Here is a 19,773-nt window from a genome sequence, read left to right on the forward strand (position 1 = left end):
GCCGGGGGCGCGATGTCGGCGGCGGTGACCACACCCGGACCCTGCTTGCGCAGGTACATCACGACCGGCTCGTCGTGCTCCGAGGAGACGACCAGCGACTTGATGTTGAGGATGAGGTCGGTGACGTCCTCCTTGACGCCCGGCACGGTGGTGAACTCGTGCAGGACACCGTCGATCCGGACCGAGGTGACGGCCGCACCCGGGATCGAGGAGAGGAGCGTACGGCGGAGCGAGTTGCCGAGGGTGTAGCCGAAGCCCGGCTCCAGCGGCTCGATCACGAACCGGGAGCGGAACTCGTCGACGACCTCTTCGGTCAACGAAGGGCGCTGAGCGATCAGCATGGGGTATTGCCTCCAGAGTTTGGCGCCCGCTATGTGACGCCGTAGACACCAAGGGTACGGCCGGTCGGGCCTCCCATGAGGCTGACCCGCCCGTCCGCCGGACACTCGGCGGGCCCCGCTCCCGCCGGAGCGCGGTCCGGCGATCGGCAACTCCTGCCCCTGAAGGCTGCCACCAGCACATTTCGTGGGTGCATACTGGGGGCGATGACAAAGCCCTCTGCACCGAAGCGCCATTTGCCCACCAGCCCCTTCAAGGCCCCGGTCGCCCCGGCTCCCAAGCACTTCGCCGTGGGCGACCAGGTCACGCACGACATCTACGGCCTCGGCCGGGTGATCGGAATCGACGATGGACCCGCGGCACTCGTGGACTTCGGCTCGACGCAGATGCGGATCCTGAGCCCGTACACGAAGATGACCAAGCTGTAGGACCGGCTGTACCGGGTCACGGCACTGCCGCCGGGACCGGGTCAGCCGTGCCCGGGTGACGGCGTGCCCCTCGCCCCCTGGGCGCTCCTCCCCCGCGTACGCGGCACCCTTCGGAGCCCTGGACGCCGGGGCCATCGGCACGGCACGTGACCTGCGGGCGAACCCGGTCCCGGCTTCCGGGACCCTTTTCGCCCCACTGCGCCCCACCGCGGCCCGGGACCCAGGGGGCCCGCGCCGCTGTGCCGCGGGGCGGGACGGGGCGCGTGACCGCGGTTCCGAACATCAGGATCTTGCGATTCCGCCATGTCGATTTCGCCACCTGTTCGCGTTTCCCTCAGCTTCACTCCCCTTCACCGGCGGAAACGCCCACCTAGCCTGGCCCGGACTCGCGAACCGCGTCCCGCTCATTCGACGCACGACGAATCGAGGTCCTTCGGTCATGAACACCAGCTCCCTGCTCACCAGCTCGGTTCCCCGGCGTCTGCTGCGGCCGGTCGCGGACCTCATCGACCGGCGCATCGACCGGCGCATCCGCCCCCTGGCCACCCGTGAGGCCGCAGAGCTGGCGACGCTCCGTGAAACGGTCGAGTCGATGAAGAGCAAGCTGCTCACCGTCGACCTGCTGCTCGACGACCGTGGCCGCGGGCCCTCGCGGATCGTGGGTGCCGGTCCCCTGGACCTCCTGCACTCGGAGGTGGCGGAACTCACCGGGAACCGGAAGGCCGCCGTCCGTAACGTCGCCACCGCCTTCCGGCTGCTGGTCGCGCTGGAGTCGCTCGGGGTCGGCCGGATCGCCGGCGGCACCATGAACATCTGCGGCAAGCTCGGGACGATCCCCCTGCTCGACCCGCCGAACGACGAGATCCTGGAGATCGGCACGCTCTACGGCATGTTCTCCGCGGGGCTGGTCCGGATGATGCAGCGCGAGGGCCGCAGTCCGAGCCTGACCATCGTCGATCCCTTCGCCAGCGTGCAGCTCCAGCCCGGCAACCCCGAGCGCCCCGATCCCACCGGTACCCCGGTCGACGAACGCGCCGTCCGCACGAACCTCGCCCTGGTCGGCCCGGCGGGCACGGCCGCCCGGATCCAGCGCGGCTACTCCGAGGACCCCGACACCCGCGCGGCCGTCTCGGACCGCCGCTACGGGGTGATCGTCATCGACGGCGACCACTCGGCCGAAGGCGTCGCCAAGGACCTCGAATGGGCGGAGGAGATCGCCGCCCCGGGTGCGGTCGTCGTCCTCGACGACTTCGGCGACCCCAAGTGGCCCGGCATCAAGGACGCGCTGGACAAGCACCTCGCGGGCGGCACGCGCTTCACCTACCTCGGCAAGGCGGCGCGCTCGGCGTTCCTGCGGGCCTCGTGACGGCCGGCGCGAAGCGGACGACCTGCGCGGGAAGGGCCGCCATACTGGCCCACTGACAAGACGAGGAGCCCATGGCCGGCAGTCACGTCGTGCACCGTGGGGACTCCGTTTCGACCGAGAGGCCGGCAAGTGGACCGTGATGAGGCGCGTACTGGGTGGAGCGGGTGGCGCAGCCGGGAGATCGACATCTCGGAGGAACTGCCGGAGCGGCCGGTACCGGTGGAGATCAGGGGCGGGTGGACGAGCAACTTCCAGATATTTCCGCTGCGGAAAACGTCCTCGGAGATCGTCACGGGACGCGAACTGGGCTGGACCAGGGGCGTCCGGCCGACCCGGGCCGTCGTACCCGCTGGCTTCAACTCCCTGCGGGTGGTGCGCCGGTGCCCCGGGCGCAGTGTCGGTGGGGTCGCCCGCTGGCGGCTGTCGGTGCTCTCCGTTGAGGAACTGCCGCTTCTCTCGGGGACGGTGTCCGGCAGTGGCGCCGCCGTGTTCCGCCACGAAGGGGGACCGGCCGGTGTGGCCTTCGACTTCCATTCCGAACTCACGGCCAATGCCCTGGTGTTCAACCGGGCCAGGGGCGGGGAGGCCATCCACCTCTCCCGGCATTCCCAGTTCAAGGGTGTGGGCCGGTTGCCCGGCGCCGGGTTCCTGAGCGTTCCTGACTGCCGGCGCTGGGTCGTCAAGGTCCTCTGAGCGCCCCGGCCACATCCCGTGGGCCCCTCGGCCGCGCCGCTGCGGATCACGCGCGAAGCCGGCCGGGCCGCCCGCCTCTGGGGCGCGCAGCCCCGTGCGCGTCCTCCGTGCCGCCGGGGAGCCGGGATGGCGCGCGCTACAGGACCCACAGGGCAGCCTCGACGGCGATGAGCACGAATCCCGGGGTCAGTCCGATGAAGCCGTTCCTCCTCACCCGGTCCGCGGTTTCCCCGGCGCCTTCCGCTCTGTCCCGCCGGGTTCCCCGGCCGCGCACGGCCTAGGAGAGGTGCACGAGCAGCACCATGCCGACCGCGAACCCCGCCAGCACGAGCATGTCGTGGTGCTTCCAGACCGACTTCCGGGCGACCAGTTCCGTCGCCACCCGCTTGGGGTCCTCGGGGTCGTAGAGGACCTCGATGTCGTCCCCGACCCGGACACCAGGAGGAAGGTCGTCCCGGCTCGCCGGGTGCGTGCGCGTCCTGCCGTCCGCGGCGGTGTAGCTCAGCATGAACTGCGGACCGCCCTGCCCGGACCACTCGCGGTCGTAGCAGTGGGCGGTGACCTGGACACCGCGGGAACGGAGGATGAGCCGCAGCCGCATCTGCCATGCCACCACGACCAGCATCAGGAACGCGACGCAGTCGTAGATGATCTCGTTCGCCACTCTCTCCGCCCCCGCCCGCCCCATGACTTTCCGTTGGACATTCAACCAGCGCGGACGTGTTCCCGCGGGTGATCAGGACGAACGTGACGTCGCTTGCCGGCGTCGCGCACGAGGAGGTCCGGAGCCCGTTCCGCGGGTGGGGTCACCCGTTTGCCGACGGGCGCTTCACTCACCTGGCCGCAGTGCTGGCGGTCCTGGGGTGTGTCCGTCGTTCGCCGTGCTTCCATCCCGTCAGGAGGCACACATGATGCGTGAGGACCGACAGCAGGACACCCACCCGCAGGCGGGTGCGTCACGGCGGCGTCTGCTCGCCGCGGCCGCAATGGCGCCGGTGCTGGGCGGGGCGATCTCCGCGTGCGCGCCCACCGGGACGTCGAAGCAGCACAACCACCCGTCGGTCATGCCCGTGCGCACCGCCCTGACGGACTGGAAGGAGGTGGCCCTCGCGCTGGGACGGACGGGCGACATCAGGCGCGAGTTCATGTACCACACGGGCCTGCCGCGCCGGGACCTGAACGTGGTCTCGCAGGGCGTCACCGTCAAACCGGGGCTCGCACTGGGCTCGCACGTGTCCTTCGTCCGCTACGCCGACGGGAACACGCTGCTGATGGGCGACGTGGTCGTCACCGAGAAGGAGATGCAGTCCTTCGCCGACGTGCTGCACGAGCGCAAGATCGAGCAGACCGCGATCCACAAGCACCTGCTGTCCCAGACACCCGAGATCTGGTGGGTCCACGTCCACGCGCACGGCAAGGACCCCGTGGCCATCGCCAAGGGCCTGCGCGCGGCGCTCGACCGTACTGGTGCCCCACCCCCGGGGCGGCCGGACCACAGCAAGCCGCGCGAGCTCGACATGGACGTGGCCGCCATCGACAAGGTGATGGGCGTCAAGGGCGGCATCGACGACGGGGTCTACAAGAACACCTTCGTGCGCCGGGAGACCATCATCGACGCCGGCATGGTGCTGCCGCCGGGTCTCGGATCCACGAGTGCGATCAACTACCAGCCGCTGGGCAACGGCCGGGCCGCGGTCAGCGGCGACTGCGCCATGATCGCCAGTGAGGTCCAGAACGTCCTGGCGGCGCTCAGGCAGGCCGGGTGCCAGCTCGTCGAACTGCACAACCACGGGCTCGTGGACGAACCGCGGCTGTTCTTCGTGCACTTCTGGGCCGTCGGTGACGCGGTCAAGCTCGCCAAGGGGATCCGGAAGGCGCTGGACGCCACCAACGTCAAGGGGATGGCGGTGGAGATCGGCTGACCGCCCGTCCGGCAGCGGGTCGGCACGTCCCGGCCGCCGCTCCACACGGATCACCCGTGGTGGGAGCGGCGGCCGGCTCCGTTCCCCCGCGCTGTACCGTCTCCGCAGACGGTCACGGGGAGGGACGGGCACGATGGCGCGACGGTGGTACACCGCCCTGGGCGTGAACCTGCTGCTGGGGATTCCCGGCGTGGTCCCGATCTGGATGGTCTGGTACCTCGCCGCGAACTGGCCGCTCGCCGGCCTGGGTCTGACCCGGCGGGAGCCGACCGAGAACGACGGCATCCTGCCCGGGCTGCTGCTCTTCGGGCCCGTCGTGCTGCTGTACGCCGTCCTGTGGTGGCTGGCCAACCGGCCCCTCGCCGCCCGGACGGCGCTCACCGCACGCGGTTACTGGCTGCTCAGTGCCCTGGCCACGTTCCTGCCGACGGCGGCGCTCCTGGCCAACTCCTGATCCCCTCCCCGGGCACTTCCGTCCGCGCCGTCGGCCACACCCGACCCCCGCGGGCGGGTGCGGCCGGCGGCGCGCGGGGCGGGTCAGGCCGGCGTGCGGACGCCGGGGTCGGACGGGGCGCGCCGGAGGGTGACCCGGCGGCGGCGGGTGGGCATACCCATCGTCGGGTTGGCGACGCCCCAGGCGGCGCCCTTGCAGACCAGTTCCTTGTAGAGGGCGGCGAACCGTCCGGTCAGGGCCGCGCCGGTCGCGCGGTCGTCGGCGGTGACGAACTGGATCAGGCCCTCCTTGCGGCCCAGCGAGATGCACTGGTTGAAGTACCGCAGGGGCATGTCGGGAAGCTTGCCGCCGGTCAGGCGGGCGGCGATGGAGTCGGCGGCCTGCCAGGCGGTGGGGATGCCGGAGGCGCAGGACATCCGCAGCGGCTTGCCGCCGGCGCCCATCGCCATGGCGGCGTCGCCGATGGCGTAGACGTCCGGGTGGGAGACCGAGCGCATGGTGCCGTCGACCACGATCTGGCCGGTGCCGGTGGTCTCCAGGGTGGTGGCGCCGGCGATCGGGTGGACGGCGAAGCCCGTGGTCCACACGGTGACCGCGGCCGGGAGGGAGGTGCCGTCAGCGGTGACGACGCGCTCGGCCTCCACGGCGGTGACGGTGGTGTGCTCGTGGACGGTGATGCCGAGCCGGTCGACGACCTTCCGCAGGTGCCGGGCGCCCTTCGGGGAGAGCCAGTCGCCGAGGCCGCCGTGGGCGGCGAGGGCGACGTCGAGGTCCGGGCGGGCCTCGGCGATCTCGGTCGCGGCCTCCAGACCGGTCAGGCCGCCGCCCACCACGAGGACGGGGCGTCCGGCGTCCAGGCCGGCCAGGCGTTCGCGCGCCCGGAGCGCCCCGGAGCGGCCGGCGATCTCGTGGGCGTGCTCGGCGGCGCCGGGGACGCCCTGGTCCTTCCAGCCGCTGCCGAGGGCGTAGACGAGGGTGTCGTACGCCAGTTCCTCGGCGCCGTCCGCGCCGTGGACGGTGACGGTGCGGCGGTCTGCGTCGACGCCGGTGACCTTCGCCGTCCTCACGTCGACGCCGGTGCCCGCGAACATCGCGCCGAGGGGCCGGGGCGTGAGGTCCTGGCCGGCGGCGAGCTGGTGCATCCGGACGCGCTCGACGAAGTCGGGCTCCGCGTTGACGAGGGTGATGGCGGCGTCCTCGCGGCGCAGCCGCCGGGCGAGGCGCCCGGCGGCGCTGGCTCCGGTGTACCCGGCTCCGAGGACGACGATGCGGTGCTGCATGTCCTGGCTCCTGTCTGCTCTCCAGCGGATTCGCCACTTGAACCGGGCGGCCCGCCGTTTCCTGACAGGAACGGGATGTGAGGCGCGTCACATGGGGGTCAGAAGGCGTGGAGCAGGGGTTCCCCGTGGTCGCCGGCCGCCCACCGCCTGGTGGCGCGTTCGAGCTTGTCGGGGTTGACCTGGTTGCGGACGGCGGTGATGCCGTCGGCCGTGACCTCCAGGCACATGACGCCGACGACCCGGCCGCCGACGACCGCCACGACCGCGGGGGCGCCGTTGGCGGACGTCACGTGGACCTCGGCCGAGCCGCCGACCAGGGCGCGTTTGGCCGTACCGGGCTTGAACAGGCCCCGCAGGAACTTCGCGACGGCGAGGGCGCCTTCGAACGCCTTCGCGCGGGCCGGGACCTTCCCGCCCCCGTCGCCGACCGCGACGGCGTCCTGGGTGAGCAGCCGTACGAGCGGCTCGGTCCGGCCGCTGGTGGCGGCCGCCAGGAACTCCTCGACCACCCGCCGGGCCGCCGCCTCGTCGATCCCGGCGCCGGTCCCGCGGGCCCTGCCGTCCGCGACGTGCTTCCTGGCGCGGTGGTGGATCTGCTGGCTGGCGGCCTCGGTGATGTCGAGGATCTCGGCGATCTCGCGGTGCGGGTACGCGAAGGCCTCCCGCAGCACGTACACCGCGCGCTCGTTGGGGGTGAGGCGCTCCAGCAGGAGGAGGACCGCGTACGAGACCGATTCGCGCTGTTCGGCGGTGTCGGCCGGGCCGAGCATGGGGTCCCCGGCGAGCAGCGGTTCGGGGAGCCACTGGCCGACGTAGGTCTCACGCCGGGCCCGGGCCGAGGTGAGCTGGTTGAGGCACAGGTTGGTGAGCACCTTCGTCAGCCACGCCTCGGGGACCTCGACACGCTCGACGTCGGCGGCCTGCCAGCGCAGGAACGTCTCCTGCACGGCGTCCTCGGCTTCGCTCGCGGAGCCGAGGAGACGGTAGGCGACGGCCTCCAGGCGGGGCCTGGACGCCTCGAACCGGTCCACGTCGTGCGGGGTCAGGGCCATGGCCCGGATCCTAGCCGCCCGGGTGTGCGGGCGGGCCCCGCCGGCTCCGGCCGGTGTGTGCCCGGGCGCGTGACTCAGTGCGCGATGTCCAGCCGGACGACCGCGCCGATCTCGACGAGCTGGTCGGGCAGTGCCAGGTCGGACACGCCCATGACGGTGCTGGTGGGGCGGTGGTCGCCGCAGTACGCGGCGTGCAGGCGGGCGGCGGTGTCGAAGTGGTCCCGCAGGCCCCGGACCAGGACGGTGGTCTCGACGATCTGGTCGCGGCGGGCACCGAAGTGCTCCAGCACGCGGTCGAGGTTGTCGAGGGTCGTCCTCATCTGGAGTTCGAAGTCACCGGTCCCGATGAAGGTTCCGTCACCGTCGTGGGACAACTGCCCCGAGATGTAGAGCGTTTCGCCGGCCTGGACGGCCTGGCTGTACCCGTAGAGCGACTCCCACGGCATGCCGAAGCCGAATGCGCTGGACTGGACGGTCACGGTTGTCTCCTCGTCGTCGACCGGAACGGCCCCGCGTCGGGGGCCGACAGCTGAGACCGGAGCCGCCGTGGAGGTGTGACAGGGGCGGCGACGCGACCGCGGCGCCGGCCGGAGGACCCGTGGCGGTTCGTCACGGGCCCTCCGGCCGGGCGCGGTGTGCTGAGGTGGCCGCCAGGGGCGGTGAGCCCTTAACGGAACGGGAAGTACCCGCCGCCGAAGCCACCGAAGCCGCCGACGGGGACGACCACGGGGACGACCACGGCGGGGACGAAACCGCCGTAGAAGTTGTTGCCGTAGAACCCGTTGCCGCGGAAGCCGCCGATGCCGCCGAAGCCTCCACCGCCCTGGACGTAGCTGGTCACGGCTGTCGGACGGGCGACTGAGGTCACGGTCTGCGGTGCCGCGTCGGCGGTGCCCGCCGCGACAAAGGCGAGCATCGGTGCCGCGAGCGCCGCGGCGACAGTCCGGCGGACGGTGATGTTTGCACGCATGTCAATCTCCTTCGTACGGGAAGATTGGTGGACAACGGCCGTGCCATTTCCGACCGTCGTCGAACCGGCTTCGTGTGCCTGGAGCCGGTAGGACGAGGGGCACGTGACCCACGCGTTCTCGCTCACCGGGCAGGGACGCCGTGATGCAAGGCGGCAAACGCCGAGGACATGACCGTGACACGGGTGGGGCCCGGAGTCAAAAGAAAGCGCCGCGACGCGGCGTCATCGCGGCCGCTTTTCCGCAGGTCAGGGGCTATGCGATGACCCCGTTGGAAATCTTCGGGGCCCTTGGGGCGACCGGATACCCACCGCCACCCCATGGCCAAGGACCGGGGTCCGGAGTGACCCTCCGTGGCCGCCGCCCGTCCCCGCGCGGCGGCTGGCCCGCGTCACGCGATCGCCGGGTCCGACTCCTCGCGCACCGACCAGTTCGGGCCCTCCGGCAGGGCCCGGCTCGCTTCCCCGGTACCGCGCAGCGGGAGGACGACGGCCGACGCCGCGGCCAGCGCGCACAGCAGCCAGTCGACCGCCCAGTGCAGACGGTCGGGTCCCACGTAGAGGACGGGGCCGGCGAGCAGCGCGGCGAGCAGCGCCCCGCCGAGGATCCGGGCGTGCACGGGTGCGGAGAACGCGGCGGTGCGCGGCAGGCGGCGGACCGCCCGGTCGGAGGCGGCGGGGCGGTGTGCTCCGCCGGTGTACGGGCGCGCCTCGTCCGGGTCCGTGAGACCCATGAACACCTCGCCGCCGTCGGCCACGAACGCCGCGGGCACCCCCTCCTCGATCAGCTTCCACCGCTCCGGCCAGCAGAGCCAGCCTTCCTGACCGCCGAGGCGCTGGGCTGCCCGGCCCACCTCCTTGACGGGCCCGGCCAGCCTGATCTCGCGTTCGCCGTCGTGCAGGACGACCCAGTGGAACTGGCTGACGTCCAGCCGGCCGGGTTCGGACCCCCGCTTGAGGTACCGCATCCGGACCGGTTCCCCGACCCGCACGCGTACGGCGTGGAGTTCACCCCGTCCGGCGTCCTCGGACAGCACCCGCAACTTGGCGCGCACGGTGGCCTCGCTCACCCGGCGGCGTGCAAAGAGCAGTGTCTTCACCGTCAGCACCACGACGAGGAGGATCACCAGTCCGGACAGGACGCCACCCGAGCCGGCCGCCAGCCGGGCGAGCACGAACGGTGTCAGGATGAGGAGGACCGCCCCTGTCGTACGGCCCACTTCCCGGGCGGGGAGCGGCAGTCGGCGAGGCGGCGGCGTGAGCGGTTGCCCGGTCGGTGAGGGCGCCGGGCCGAGCGGCGGTGCGGCGCGGCAGGCGAGGGCCCAGGCTCCGGCGGCGACGGCTGCCGCTCCGAGCGCCGCGAGGATGTCCCAGCGCGGGGCGGGCGCGTCGAAACGTACGTAGACCAGGGCCTGAGCCGCGGCGGCGCAGGCCAGGGCGATGCCGCCGAGGGCGCGGGTGATCAGGGTGGAGCGTCGCATGGGCGTCCTTCACCGGGCGTGGAGCCGGGGTGGGGGGCACCGTCTCACGAGGCTGGGCAGGTACGGGCCGGCGGTCGTCGCGCCGGTCGCTGCACGGTGCACCAGTTTCCCCCGTGATCCGGAGCGAAGTAAAGGGACGGGCGATCAACTACGGGGCACGAAGCAGCTCTTGGGGCGCGATGCGGCGGTCGCCGGGCAAGTGGTGGCGCCTGGTGGGCCGGGCAAGGGTGTTGCGCGCGAGCCCGCCCGGCTCCGGGCCGGGGCATGGCTCTCGGCGCGGCGGCCCGTCGCGCGGCGCTGTGGTGGGGCGCCGTGGTGGGGCGTTCGTTCGTCCTTCACCTTTCCGTCGTACCGGGTTGCGGCGTGCCGCGCACTCTTGCGCGATGCGATCCGGGCCCAAGGGCCGGACATCGCGGGGATGTTCGGGCACGGGCGGCGAGCGCCGTGCCGCGGGAGGGGAACGGGAGTGTCACGACTGAACCGGACGGCGGTACGGGGTGGTTGGCCGCGGGTGCGCATTCGCGGCTGGACGAGGGGGGCCGTCGCCTCGGCGGCGGCACTGGCCCTCGTCGCGCTGGGCGCCGGGTCGCCCGCGCGTGCGGCGACGGGCGCTCCGGTCGCGGGGGCCGGGTCCACGTGGGTGCAGAACCCGATCGACCACTGGCGGTTCACCGCGGGCGGGTCCGGCCCCGGCATGGCGACGGCCAGGGGGCGGACGCTCGGCGCGTTCGCCTCGCTCGCGCTGTGCGACCAGGGCTCGTCGACGTACCTCGGCAACGCCCCCCTGCCGCCGAACCTGGTCGGGAACGGCCTGAGCACCACGGCGCGCGTCCCCGGTGCCGTGCCCGGCGACGTCGACACCTCGGGCTGCGTCACCTCGGCCGCCGCGGCGCTGCGGAGCGCTCCGCAGCCGCGGGCGTGCGACCGGGTGGGCGTCCCCCCGTGCGACGGGGTGTCCTCGGGCGGGCACGAGCAGTCGATCGAGACGACCGTGGAGCCCGGGGCGCTGGTGATCTCCATCGAGGGCAGCCCGCACGTCGACCTGCCGGCTCCGGTGCTCGACCCGTCCGGCGAGCACCTGCACACCTCGGGGCGGATGACCCCGGTCACCGTCACCGACAGCCGTCCCGGGAACATCGGCTGGACGGCCTCCGGCCAGTCGGGCGACTTCGCCGGCCCGGCCGGCACGAGCATCCCCGCGAGCGGCCTGACCTGGGCTCCCGAGATCGTGGACCGCGGCAACGTCCGGGAGGTCACGGCGGGCCCGGCGGTCCTCCCCGGCGACGGCGAAGGGCTGGGGCGGGCCCGGACCCTGGCCACCGGCGCCGGCCCCGGCACCACGGACGTCGGAGCCGGGCTGGACCTCGACGCCCCGGCCGGCGCACGGCCCGGAACCTACACGGCGGTCCTGACCCTCACCGTCATCTGACCGCGGCCGGGGGCGGGCGGCGGCGGTCGCCCGCCCCCGGCCGTCTCCCCTCGACCCCATTCTTGACGCGTCAAATAATTGCCTCTATGTTCACTTGAAGCGTCAAGCCATAGACGAATGGAGCAGGGCGGGCCCCGCACCGTCGCCCGGGGGCCCGCCCGCGCAGCCCGCGCAGTCCGCAGGATGAGGAGTCACGACCATGGCACAGCCGCACGGCGAGGAACTGCAGGCGATCCTGGAGCGTCAGGCCGAACTCAGGGACCGCTACCTCCTGCCGGCCGGGGAGCGCCCCGCGCCCACCACGCAGGGCGTCCACCACGCCGCGTTCATCGCCCGCGACGTCGAGGAGACCATCCTCTTCTACCGGGACGTCCTGGGCCTGCCGCTGGTGGACCTGATCGAGAACCGGGACTACCGCGGATCGACGCACTTCTTCTTCGACATGGGCGGGGAGAACATGCTCGCCTTCTTCGACTTCCCGGGCCACCCCCACCCCGACTACGCGGAGACGATCGGCGGCGGCCACCACGTCGCGCTGACGGTCACGCCCGAGGTCTTCGCCATGGTGAAGGCCCGCCTCGAGGAGCGGGACCTCCCGTACGCGGCCTTCCCGACCGAGGTCGCGGAGAGCATGTTCCTGGCCGACCCCAACGGGCTCCGGATCGAACTCATCACGGAGCCCAAGGGCTACGCGATGGGCGAGTACATCCTCTGACCCGTCCCCGGCTCCGCGGCGGTGCCTCCCGCCGTGCCGGCGCCGCGCGGCGCCCGGGTACGACACCGGCTCGCGCGGCTTCCGGCATGCAGTGAAGCGGCCCCCTGCCGCCCGCCCGGAAGGGACGGTGTCAGGGGGCCGTTGTCAGCTCTTCTCTTCTCCGCCGTCAGCTCTTCTCCGACGTCTGCGCCGTCTGCGCGTCCTGCTCGCGGAGTGCCTTCTCCACGGCGTCCCGCACGCGGCCGTCCTCGCGCTGCTTGCGCCGTGCGCGGCCGCGGCGCGTGAGGAGGAACGCGGCGACGGCGGCCGCGGCGAGGAGCACGATCAGCAGGACCAGGACCCAGGGGACGGCCCAGCCGTGCGCCGTGGCCTCGACCGGGTCCAGGGGTGTGATGGAGCCCGACGCGTCGCTGAGCATCGGGGTGAGCGTGGCGGTGGCGGTCAGGCTGACCGCGGGAGCCACGCCGTGGACGGGCACCTTCACCTTCCAGCTCTCGCCGGGGAGCAGCTCGGGCGGGGCGGGGATGTCGCCGGCCTTCGTCCGCAGCCATCCGAACGGACCGGCCACCGAGACGGACTGGCGCGCCGACAGCATCGCGTTGCCGGTGTTGTGGATCGTGTACGTGACGGTGGCGTCGCCCGTGCCGAAGGGGTTGGCCGGGCCGCTGTAGTCGACGTGGAGGTCCTCGACCGCGAGCTTCGGCTTGAGCTCGCCGCTGACCCGCAGCTTGACCCGGATGCCCAGGCGGCGGTCCACGTTGATGCCCTGGGCCTCGTCGGACTGCTTGAGCGAGGTCAGGATGCCGCCCACGTAGTCGCCGGGGGTGGCGTTGCCGGGGACGGTGACGGTGAAGGGGATCTCGGCGGTCTTGCCGGGCTTGATCTCGACGCTGTCGCGGTCGGCGTGGACCCAGGCGCCGATCCCGACCGACTTCTTGTCCTTGGTGAGCAGGTCGAGCTGCCCGGTGTCGGTGGTGTAGCCGTCGGAGGCGTAGAGCGCGAGCCGCAGCGGTGTGGTGCTCCGGTTGGCCACGACCATGGCGTCCTTGACCTGTCCGCCGGGGTTCGCGGTGTAGCTGTAGCTGGACCGGTCGTCTCCGAAGGCGTTCGCGGCCGTCCTGACCGTCCAGGTGACGTCGCCGTCGGCCGCCCGGGCGGGACCCGCGTGGAGGCCCACGAGGGCGAGGGCCGCGAGCAGGACCAGGACGGCGGTGCGGGCGAGGGGCGTCGTGCGGCGCGGTGCGGACGGGTGCATGTCGGGGTTCTCCTGGAGCGGGGGGCGGGGCAGGCACCGACGGTGCCTGCCCCGCCGTCAAACGGGTACGGTCAGCTGCTCAGCGCAGTGATCGTGAGGGTGGCGCGGTAGCCGCCCTTCTCGACGCTGTCCGGGATCTTCAGATCCAGGTCGGCACCGAGCTTGGCGGAGCCCCGCGGGTGGCCCTGCTCGGCGGAGCCGAGGCCACGCGAGACGGACAGGCCCTGGCCGTGGTCGTCGTAACCGGACGTCACCGGGTCACCGGCCTTGGCACCGGCGCCGCCGTCCAGGACGTACGGCGTCCAGCCGAGGTAGGAGCCGGAGAACGTCTTGTCGGCGTCCTTGAAGTCACCCACGTTGGCCGAGATCGACCACGGGGCGAGCGAACGGCGGCTGTCGGAGACGAGGATCGGGTTGATCTTGCCGCCCGCGACGAAGTGGTCGCCGTTCTCCTCCTTGGCGGTACCGAGGTCCACCAGGCCGTTGTAGCCGTCGATGGTCCAGCCGAACTCGCCCGGAGCCGGGTTGGGGACGTTGACCTGCAGGTCCTGCTTGTCCCCGTGGTACGGGTGCACCGTGACGTCGTCGACGTGCGAACCGACCGGCTGGTCGGGGCCGTTGGCGGCGCTGCGGATGTTCTCGACCACGAGCTTGTCGTTGCGCACCTGGACCTTGACGTAGGTGCGGACGTGCTCCTGGTTCTGGACCGAGTTGTACCAGTAGTTGTCCGGGTTCAGCGGGTCGGCGCCGTTGCCCGCGCCGCTGGTGCCGCTGGTGTCGGGCTTGGTGATGTCGTAGTACTTCGAGCCCGAGGCGGAGTTGGCCGTCACGTAGAGGACGCCGCCGGGACCCGGGTACACGTCGGAGGCGCCGGGCTGCTCGGCCGGGTTCTCCTTCTCACCGTTCTTGATCAGGTAGCTGCGGGAGTAGCTGTGGTCGTGGCCCTGCAGGACCAGGTCCACCCCGAGCTTGGAGAACGTCGTCGGGAAGTCCAGACGACGCTGCTTGTTGTCGCCGTCCTTGGCGTGCGAGGCCGGCGAGTAGATCGCGTGGTGGTAGACGAGGACCTTCCACTTGGCCTCGTTGCCGTGCTTGTTGATGACGTCGGTCACGTAGTTCACGTGCGCCGCGTCACCGCCGCCGTTGGCGGAGTTGTAGCTGTTGCTGTTCAGGTCGATGAACAGCACGTCCTTGTAGATGTACCAGTAGTCACCGCCGGACTTGGTGCCCGCGGGGTTCCCGTTGTCGTAGTACGGGGCCGAGCGGTCGGTGTTCGGGGTGGTGAAGTGCTGCTCGTAGGCCTTGCCGCCGACGTCGTGGTTGCCGATGGTGGCGGCCCACGGGTACTGGCGCAGTCCGTCGGGAGCGAGGAAGGAGTTCCACTGGGACTCGGTGTTGGCCGTCTCGACCTGGTCACCGCCCGACACCAGGATCTCGGCGTTCGGGTTGGCCCGCAGCGAGACGTCGACCGTGTCCTGCCAGCCGGCCTGGTCGGCGGCCAGGTTGCCGGACGAACCGATCTGCGGGTCGCCGTAGAACAGGAAGTCGTACTCGCCCTCGAAGTCCTGCGTCTTGAAGGAGTACGCGGCGGACCAGTTGCCCTCGCTGCCGACGCGGTAGGAGTACTGGGTGTTCTCCTTCAGGCCGGTGATCGTCGCGTGGCGGTTGAAGCCGCCGCTGGTGGCGATGTTCGCCGCGCCGATGGCGTCGAAGGTGGCGGAGCCGGCCGGGAACTGGCCGTCGGTCACCTGCGCGGTCGGGGCGACCTGGATCTGCTGCGCCGTGTCGGCGGAGGAGTACCAGGTCACGGTGCGCTGGGTCTCGTTGGCGCCGACACCGAGGACGATGCCGCTGAGGGTGGCGGTGTCGGCGGCGGACGCCTGGGTCACCAGCCCGTTGCCGAGGGCAACCGTCAGGCCGAGGAACGCCGCGGTGGCCCCGGTGGCCACACGGCGCCGCGCGGACCCGGAGGTCCGCGAGGAGTTGCTCGATCTCATTTTTGTCTTTTCCTTCTGTGCACGAATCGTGTGCATCGAGTGGAGACCCCCACGCTCATCTCGCCAGGTAAAGCGAACATAAATGCGAGCTACGTGCTAGTTGAACTTCGCACGAGCCCTGGACGGAGTCTCAGAATCCGGACACTCGTTGCACGAACCACACCAGCCCCATCACGGACACCCCCGCGGATATCGCACCGGTGGCCCACAGCCCGGCCCGCGCCGAGCGGCGGCGGAGCACGAGGAGCAGCGGGAAGACGACGGCGATGATGGCCAACTGGACCGCCTCGATACCGACGTTGAACACCAGCAGGGACCACAGCAGGGTCCACGACCACGCCTCGTCGATGCCCAGCGCGCCCGCGAAGCCCAGGCCGTGCACGAGGCCGAAGCAGAACACGACGCCGAGGCGGGTCCATCCGGCCCGGTCCAGGCTGAAGTGCCCCTGCCCGGGGACCTCGAGCTCGGTCGCGTGGTCCCCGCGCCGCCAGATCCGCCACAGGTACCAGCCGGCGACCACGGCGATCGACAGCGCGATGACGGGCTCCACGATCCGCGCGGGCACGTCGACCACGCCCAGCGCGGCGAGCATGAACGTCACCGAGTGCGCCAGGGTGAAGCTGGTGGCCGCCAGCACGATCTCGCGCGGCCGCCGCGAACCGGCGATCAGGGCGAGCAGGAACAGGATGTGGTCGATCCCGGTCAGCAGGTGTTCGGCGCCGAGCCGGAAGAACTCCCAGAACCGCTCGTACCAGGACTGGCCGAGGGAGAAGGACGGGTGCTCGGCGTCGAGCGCGGCACTGCCCGAGCCGCCGTCGAGCGCGTACGTGACGATCGTCTTGGTGCCCTTGACGTAGCCCTCGGAGTCGGGGAACAGCCCGCTGCGCACCTCACGGTCCTCGCCAGGCGGGCAGTTCCAGTCCAGCCGGAGGGTGGCGTACGGCACGCCCTCCCGGGTGCCCATCGTGAAGCCGCCGGCCAGGGTCGCGGCGCAGGCCCTGCCGTCGGAGGCCACCGTGAAGCGCTCGGTGGCGTACGCGACGGCGGACTTCGCGTGCGCTTCCAGCGCCGCGGCCTGGGCTGCGGAGTCGCCGGCGTCGAACGCGGCGGTCCCCTCGCGGAAGAGGGCGTCGTCGTGCAGGTAGTCGGCGGCGGACACGACGAAGAGGTCGTACTCGAGCTCCAGCGTGGTCCGTATGCGGCCCCCGTCGGACGGGGCGACGTCCGCGTACACGGTCGAGGTGAACCCGTGCGCGAACGCGGACTGCTGCCCGAGGCCGAGGAAGGCGATCACCGCCGCGGTGATCCCGACGAGGCTGCGGCGCAGGCGATGTGACATGTGGCTCCTTCAGGTTGCCACTGCACCGTGCACGTCATGGGTGAACCGGAACCGGCCGGTCGGCGAATCGTGCGAAAACAAGTTCGACAACGGCCCCCGGTGGATGGAGGCGACGGGGGGACGGATTGCAGGATGGGGACGGCACCACCTGTCACACCCGGAGGTCGATCGCCTTGCGCCCCACGCTTCGGGCCGCCGCCGTCCTGGCCGCGGCCGCCGCGCTGCTCACCGGATGCGGCTCCGGCGACGACTGGTCGGACCCGCACCCCCGGCCCAGTGCCGTCGGTGCCCCCGGCCCCGGCTTCGTCGACCGCGCCGCCCCGCCCGCCCCCGAGGCCACCGCCACCCCGCGGCCCGGCTCCTGGTCCGGGGTCCACCCGTCGAAGGGCTACCGCGTCGTCCTGCTCACCTCGGGCGACGACCGCCCCACCAAGGCGCTCGTGACCGCGGTCGAGCAGTGGGCCGAGGCCGAGCACGTCGACCTCAGGAAGGTCGAAGCCGGCCACCCCGCCGACCTCCTCCCCGCCGTCACCCGCGCCATGGAGATGCGGCCGGACCTCGTCGTCAGCGCCGGCAACGACCTGGTCGACCCCCTCGCCACGGTCACCCCGAACCACCTCTCCCAGCAGTTCCTCGTGGTGGGCGCGGAGTTGGCCGAGCCCACCGCCAACGTCACCGCCGTCGACTGGTCCGGCGCGTCGTTCCGCGGCGAGGGCCTGGGCATGTCCTCCACTTACGACCCCGCCACCTTCACCCCCGCCCGCTGCGCCGCCGCGATCCGCGCGGGCGTCGCGGCCGTCCTGGGCGGCGTGACCGGGATCGTCCTCTGGCTGGACGAGCACGAGGGATAGCGTCCCCCGGCGTCCGTCCGCCGGCGATCCGCCCGCGCTTCCGTTCGGGCGGCTGCTGGCGGTCCACGCCACCGCCGCCGTCACCTAGGAGCGCGTGGGCCGATCGCCTGACGGGCGCACCCGTGGCGGCATCACCTGGCACCGCATGGCACCGCATGGCGCCACCTGACGCCACCCGGTGCCATGTGGCGCCATGGATGGCACATCAGGCATACGCGGCACCACCGTGGCGCACATCGACGCCACCACGTTTCCGCAGGTCAAGGCACCTGCGTACAGATTGACGCCACTCGGTGCGCCATAAAGGCTTGCGCATGGCGCCACAGTGGTGCCACTATGACGTCATGGACCTCACCCCGTATGTCGACACCCTCCGCCGCGAACTCGCGGTGGCCGCCGAAGCCGGCGGGGAGGACGCGCGCGAGCTGGCCGAGCGGCTCACCGCTCCCCTGGAGTCGGCGACCCGCCTGACCATGCTCAACGTGCTGTCCGCCGCGATGGACGAGATCACCCGCGAACTCGCCCCCGGCTCGGTCGACGTACGGCTGCGCGGACTGGACCCCGACTTCGTGGTGACGCTGCCGCCCGCCGGCAGCGGCCCCGCGGACATGGGCAGCGTGCCCGCCGAACCCCTCAAGGCACCGGCACCGGCACCGGCCGAGGGCGACGAGGGCGGCACCGCCCGCGTCAACCTGCGACTGCCGGCGCACCTCAAGGCCCGAGCCGAGGAGGCCGCGAGCCGCGAGGGCCTGTCGGTCAACGCGTGGCTGGTACGGGCCGTGTCGGCCGCGGTCGACGGCGCCCCGCAGCCGCGCGCGACGGAGAAGACCCGCACCACCGCACAGAGCCTCCGGGGCTGGGTTCGCTAACCGCGCCCGCGCCCCGCACCACTTCACCCAGATCACGTCCCACCAGCGGGGACGACCCAAGGACTCAGGAGGACGGGACAGCCATGCCTACTTTCGACACCCCCGAACCGATCTCGGTCACCGCCCACGTGGGCGCCGGTTCCATCCGGTTCACCGCGGGCGACCGCTCCGACACCGTCGTCGAGGTGCGGCCGCGCGAGGCGAAGCGGGACAAGGACGTACGGGCCGCCGAGCAGACCGAGGTGACGTACGCGGGCGGCACCCTGACCGTCAGGACGAAGGAGCGTTTCCTCATCGGGCCCAGCGGCGCCGTCGACGTGACGGTCGAACTGCCCACGGGCTCCCGCATCGACGTGACCGGCTCGTGGACCCAGGTGCTCGGCGAGGGCCGGCTCGGCGAGGTCAAGGTGAAGACCTCTTCCAACGACGTCCGCTTCGACACGACCGGCCCGCTGCAGCTGACCGCCTCCCACGGCACGGTCACCGTCGACCGCGTCGAGGGCGCGGCGGAGATCACCACCAGCTCCGGCAGCCTGCGCGTCGGCACCATCGACGGCCCCGCCGACATGAAGAACTCGCACGGCACCACGACCGTCGGCGCCGCGCTCGGCGAGCTGAGGGTGCGCGGAGCCCACGGCAACGTCGACGTCGCGCGCGCCGAGGGATCGGTCACGGCCACCGTCGCCCACGGCAACCTGCGCGTCGCCGAGGTCGCCCGCGGCGCCGTCCGGCTGGAGACCTCCTACGGTGCCATCGAGGTCGGCATCCGCGAGGGTACGGCCGCCTGGCTGGACGTCAGCTCCGAGCGCGGACAGGTGCGCAGCACGCTCGACGGCTCCGAGCCCCCGCAGCAGGCCGAGGACACCGTCGAGGTCCACGCCCGGACCCGCTGGGGCAACATCGAGATCCACCGCGCCCGGGCCTGAGCACCGAGGCCCCGACCGCGCGCGTCCCCCGTCCACTTCAGCCTCCGATCGGAGGGTTCCATGCCTTCATCTGTCATGCCCACATCCATCAAGACCGACGGGAACGCGGCGCCGGCCGCCGTCTCCGCCATCGGTCTGCGCAAGTCCTTCGGTGACAGGACCGTCCTCGACGGCATCGACCTGCGCATCCCCGCCGGTTCCGTGTTCGCGCTGCTGGGTCCGAACGGCGCGGGCAAGACGACGGCCGTGAAGATCCTGTCCACGCTGATCACCGCCGACGGCGGGCAGGCCCAGGTCGCCGGCCACGACATCACGGCCGAGCCGCAGGCGGTGCGCGCGGCGATCGGCGTCACCGGGCAGTTCTCCGCGGTCGACGGGCTGATCACCGGTGAGGAGAACATGCTCCTCAT

General features: G+C 72.1%; 21 protein-coding genes. 11 read left to right on the forward strand and 10 right to left on the reverse strand.

Going from position 1 to position 19,773, the window contains the following annotated elements; translation table 11 throughout:
- Nucleotides 1-341 (reverse strand): DNA-directed RNA polymerase subunit alpha (locus ACFW3D_RS39470; RefSeq protein ID WP_500513024.1); only part of this gene is annotated, 341 nt, incomplete at its 3' end.
- A 204-nt stretch (nt 342-545) separates the two neighbouring features.
- Between ACFW3D_RS39470 and ACFW3D_RS39475 the strand changes: the two genes are divergently transcribed.
- The 3 genes from ACFW3D_RS39475 (at nt 546) to ACFW3D_RS39485 (ending at nt 2,826) form a co-directional block, all read left to right on the forward strand.
- Entirely contained in the window at nt 546-767 is a 222-nt protein-coding gene (locus ACFW3D_RS39475) for a hypothetical protein (RefSeq protein WP_500513026.1), read from the forward strand.
- Nucleotides 768-1,206: 439 nt separating this feature from the next.
- Complete coding sequence (locus tag ACFW3D_RS39480) at nt 1,207-2,133, forward strand: class I SAM-dependent methyltransferase (RefSeq protein ID WP_500513028.1); 927 nt, start codon at nt 1,207-1,209, stop codon at nt 2,131-2,133.
- Between the two features lie 129 nt (nt 2,134-2,262).
- On the forward strand, nt 2,263-2,826 hold the full coding sequence (locus ACFW3D_RS39485) for a hypothetical protein (RefSeq protein WP_500513030.1): 564 nt from the start codon (nt 2,263-2,265) through the stop codon (nt 2,824-2,826).
- Between the two features lie 277 nt (nt 2,827-3,103).
- Here the strand turns inward: ACFW3D_RS39485 and ACFW3D_RS39490 are convergent, their stop codons facing one another.
- Complete coding sequence (locus ACFW3D_RS39490; protein WP_500513032.1) at nt 3,104-3,490, reverse strand: DUF3592 domain-containing protein; 387 nt, start codon at nt 3,488-3,490, stop codon at nt 3,104-3,106.
- A 244-nt stretch (nt 3,491-3,734) separates the two neighbouring features.
- Here ACFW3D_RS39490 and ACFW3D_RS39495 point away from each other — a divergent pair, with 244 nt between their 5' ends.
- On the forward strand, nt 3,735-4,748 hold the full coding sequence (locus ACFW3D_RS39495) for a DUF1259 domain-containing protein (protein ID WP_500513034.1): 1,014 nt from the start codon (nt 3,735-3,737) through the stop codon (nt 4,746-4,748).
- 133 nt (nt 4,749-4,881) lie between these two features.
- Nucleotides 4,882-5,202, forward strand: coding sequence for a hypothetical protein (locus ACFW3D_RS39500; RefSeq protein ID WP_500513036.1), 321 nt, complete (start codon nt 4,882-4,884; stop codon nt 5,200-5,202).
- 83 nt (nt 5,203-5,285) lie between these two features.
- On the opposite strand, the gene ACFW3D_RS39505 is transcribed toward ACFW3D_RS39500, so the two are convergent.
- The 5 genes from ACFW3D_RS39505 to ACFW3D_RS39525 form a co-directional block, all read right to left on the reverse strand.
- Nucleotides 5,286-6,482: an NAD(P)/FAD-dependent oxidoreductase gene (locus tag ACFW3D_RS39505; protein WP_500513038.1), complete on the reverse strand. Its 1,197-nt coding sequence runs from the start codon at nt 6,480-6,482 to the stop codon at nt 5,286-5,288.
- A 98-nt stretch (nt 6,483-6,580) separates the two neighbouring features.
- On the reverse strand, nt 6,581-7,534 hold the full coding sequence (gene sigJ / locus ACFW3D_RS39510; RefSeq protein WP_500513040.1) for an RNA polymerase sigma factor SigJ: 954 nt from the start codon (nt 7,532-7,534) through the stop codon (nt 6,581-6,583).
- A gap of 74 nt (nt 7,535-7,608) precedes the next feature.
- The gene (locus ACFW3D_RS39515) at nt 7,609-8,013 is read right to left on the reverse strand and encodes a RidA family protein (protein ID WP_500513042.1); all 405 of its coding nucleotides are present in this window, start codon (nt 8,011-8,013) and stop codon (nt 7,609-7,611) included.
- Nucleotides 8,014-8,201: 188 nt separating this feature from the next.
- Entirely contained in the window at nt 8,202-8,504 is a 303-nt protein-coding gene (locus ACFW3D_RS39520; RefSeq protein ID WP_500513044.1) for a hypothetical protein, read from the reverse strand.
- Nucleotides 8,505-8,893: 389 nt separating this feature from the next.
- Nucleotides 8,894-9,982 (reverse strand): hypothetical protein, encoded by a 1,089-nt coding sequence (locus ACFW3D_RS39525; RefSeq protein WP_500513046.1) that lies wholly within the window; start codon nt 9,980-9,982, stop codon nt 8,894-8,896.
- A 511-nt stretch (nt 9,983-10,493) separates the two neighbouring features.
- Here ACFW3D_RS39525 and ACFW3D_RS39530 point away from each other — a divergent pair.
- Entirely contained in the window at nt 10,494-11,411 is a 918-nt protein-coding gene (locus tag ACFW3D_RS39530; protein ID WP_500513048.1) for a hypothetical protein, read from the forward strand.
- A gap of 199 nt (nt 11,412-11,610) precedes the next feature.
- Nucleotides 11,611-12,126: a VOC family protein gene (locus tag ACFW3D_RS39535; protein ID WP_500513050.1), complete on the forward strand. Its 516-nt coding sequence runs from the start codon at nt 11,611-11,613 to the stop codon at nt 12,124-12,126.
- Nucleotides 12,127-12,292: 166 nt separating this feature from the next.
- On the opposite strand, the gene ACFW3D_RS39540 is transcribed toward ACFW3D_RS39535, so the two are convergent.
- The 3 genes from ACFW3D_RS39540 to ACFW3D_RS39550 form a co-directional block, all read right to left on the reverse strand.
- Nucleotides 12,293-13,381: a WxL protein peptidoglycan domain-containing protein gene (locus ACFW3D_RS39540; RefSeq protein ID WP_500513052.1), complete on the reverse strand. Its 1,089-nt coding sequence runs from the start codon at nt 13,379-13,381 to the stop codon at nt 12,293-12,295.
- A gap of 71 nt (nt 13,382-13,452) precedes the next feature.
- A complete protein-coding gene (locus ACFW3D_RS39545; RefSeq protein ID WP_500513054.1) occupies nt 13,453-15,378 on the reverse strand; it encodes a purple acid phosphatase family protein in 1,926 nt (641 codons plus the stop codon).
- Between the two features lie 130 nt (nt 15,379-15,508).
- Nucleotides 15,509-16,717: a HupE/UreJ family protein gene (locus tag ACFW3D_RS39550; protein ID WP_500513056.1), complete on the reverse strand. Its 1,209-nt coding sequence runs from the start codon at nt 16,715-16,717 to the stop codon at nt 15,509-15,511.
- A 173-nt stretch (nt 16,718-16,890) separates the two neighbouring features.
- On the opposite strand from ACFW3D_RS39550, the gene ACFW3D_RS39555 reads away from it, so the two are divergent.
- The 4 genes from ACFW3D_RS39555 to ACFW3D_RS39570 all read left to right on the forward strand — a co-directional run.
- The gene (locus tag ACFW3D_RS39555; RefSeq protein ID WP_500513058.1) at nt 16,891-17,568 is read left to right on the forward strand and encodes a type 1 periplasmic-binding domain-containing protein; all 678 of its coding nucleotides are present in this window, start codon (nt 16,891-16,893) and stop codon (nt 17,566-17,568) included.
- Nucleotides 17,569-17,912: 344 nt separating this feature from the next.
- A complete protein-coding gene (locus ACFW3D_RS39560; protein WP_500513060.1) occupies nt 17,913-18,437 on the forward strand; it encodes a toxin-antitoxin system HicB family antitoxin in 525 nt (174 codons plus the stop codon).
- Nucleotides 18,438-18,520: 83 nt separating this feature from the next.
- The gene (locus tag ACFW3D_RS39565) at nt 18,521-19,363 is read left to right on the forward strand and encodes a DUF4097 family beta strand repeat-containing protein (RefSeq protein WP_500513062.1); all 843 of its coding nucleotides are present in this window, start codon (nt 18,521-18,523) and stop codon (nt 19,361-19,363) included.
- Nucleotides 19,364-19,438: 75 nt separating this feature from the next.
- Nucleotides 19,439-19,773 (forward strand): ATP-binding cassette domain-containing protein (locus ACFW3D_RS39570; RefSeq protein WP_500513064.1); only part of this gene is annotated, 335 nt, incomplete at its 3' end.

The sequence above is a fragment of the Streptomyces sp. NPDC058864 genome (genome assembly GCF_042742985.1).
Lineage (GTDB): Bacteria > Actinomycetota > Actinomycetes > Streptomycetales > Streptomycetaceae > Actinacidiphila.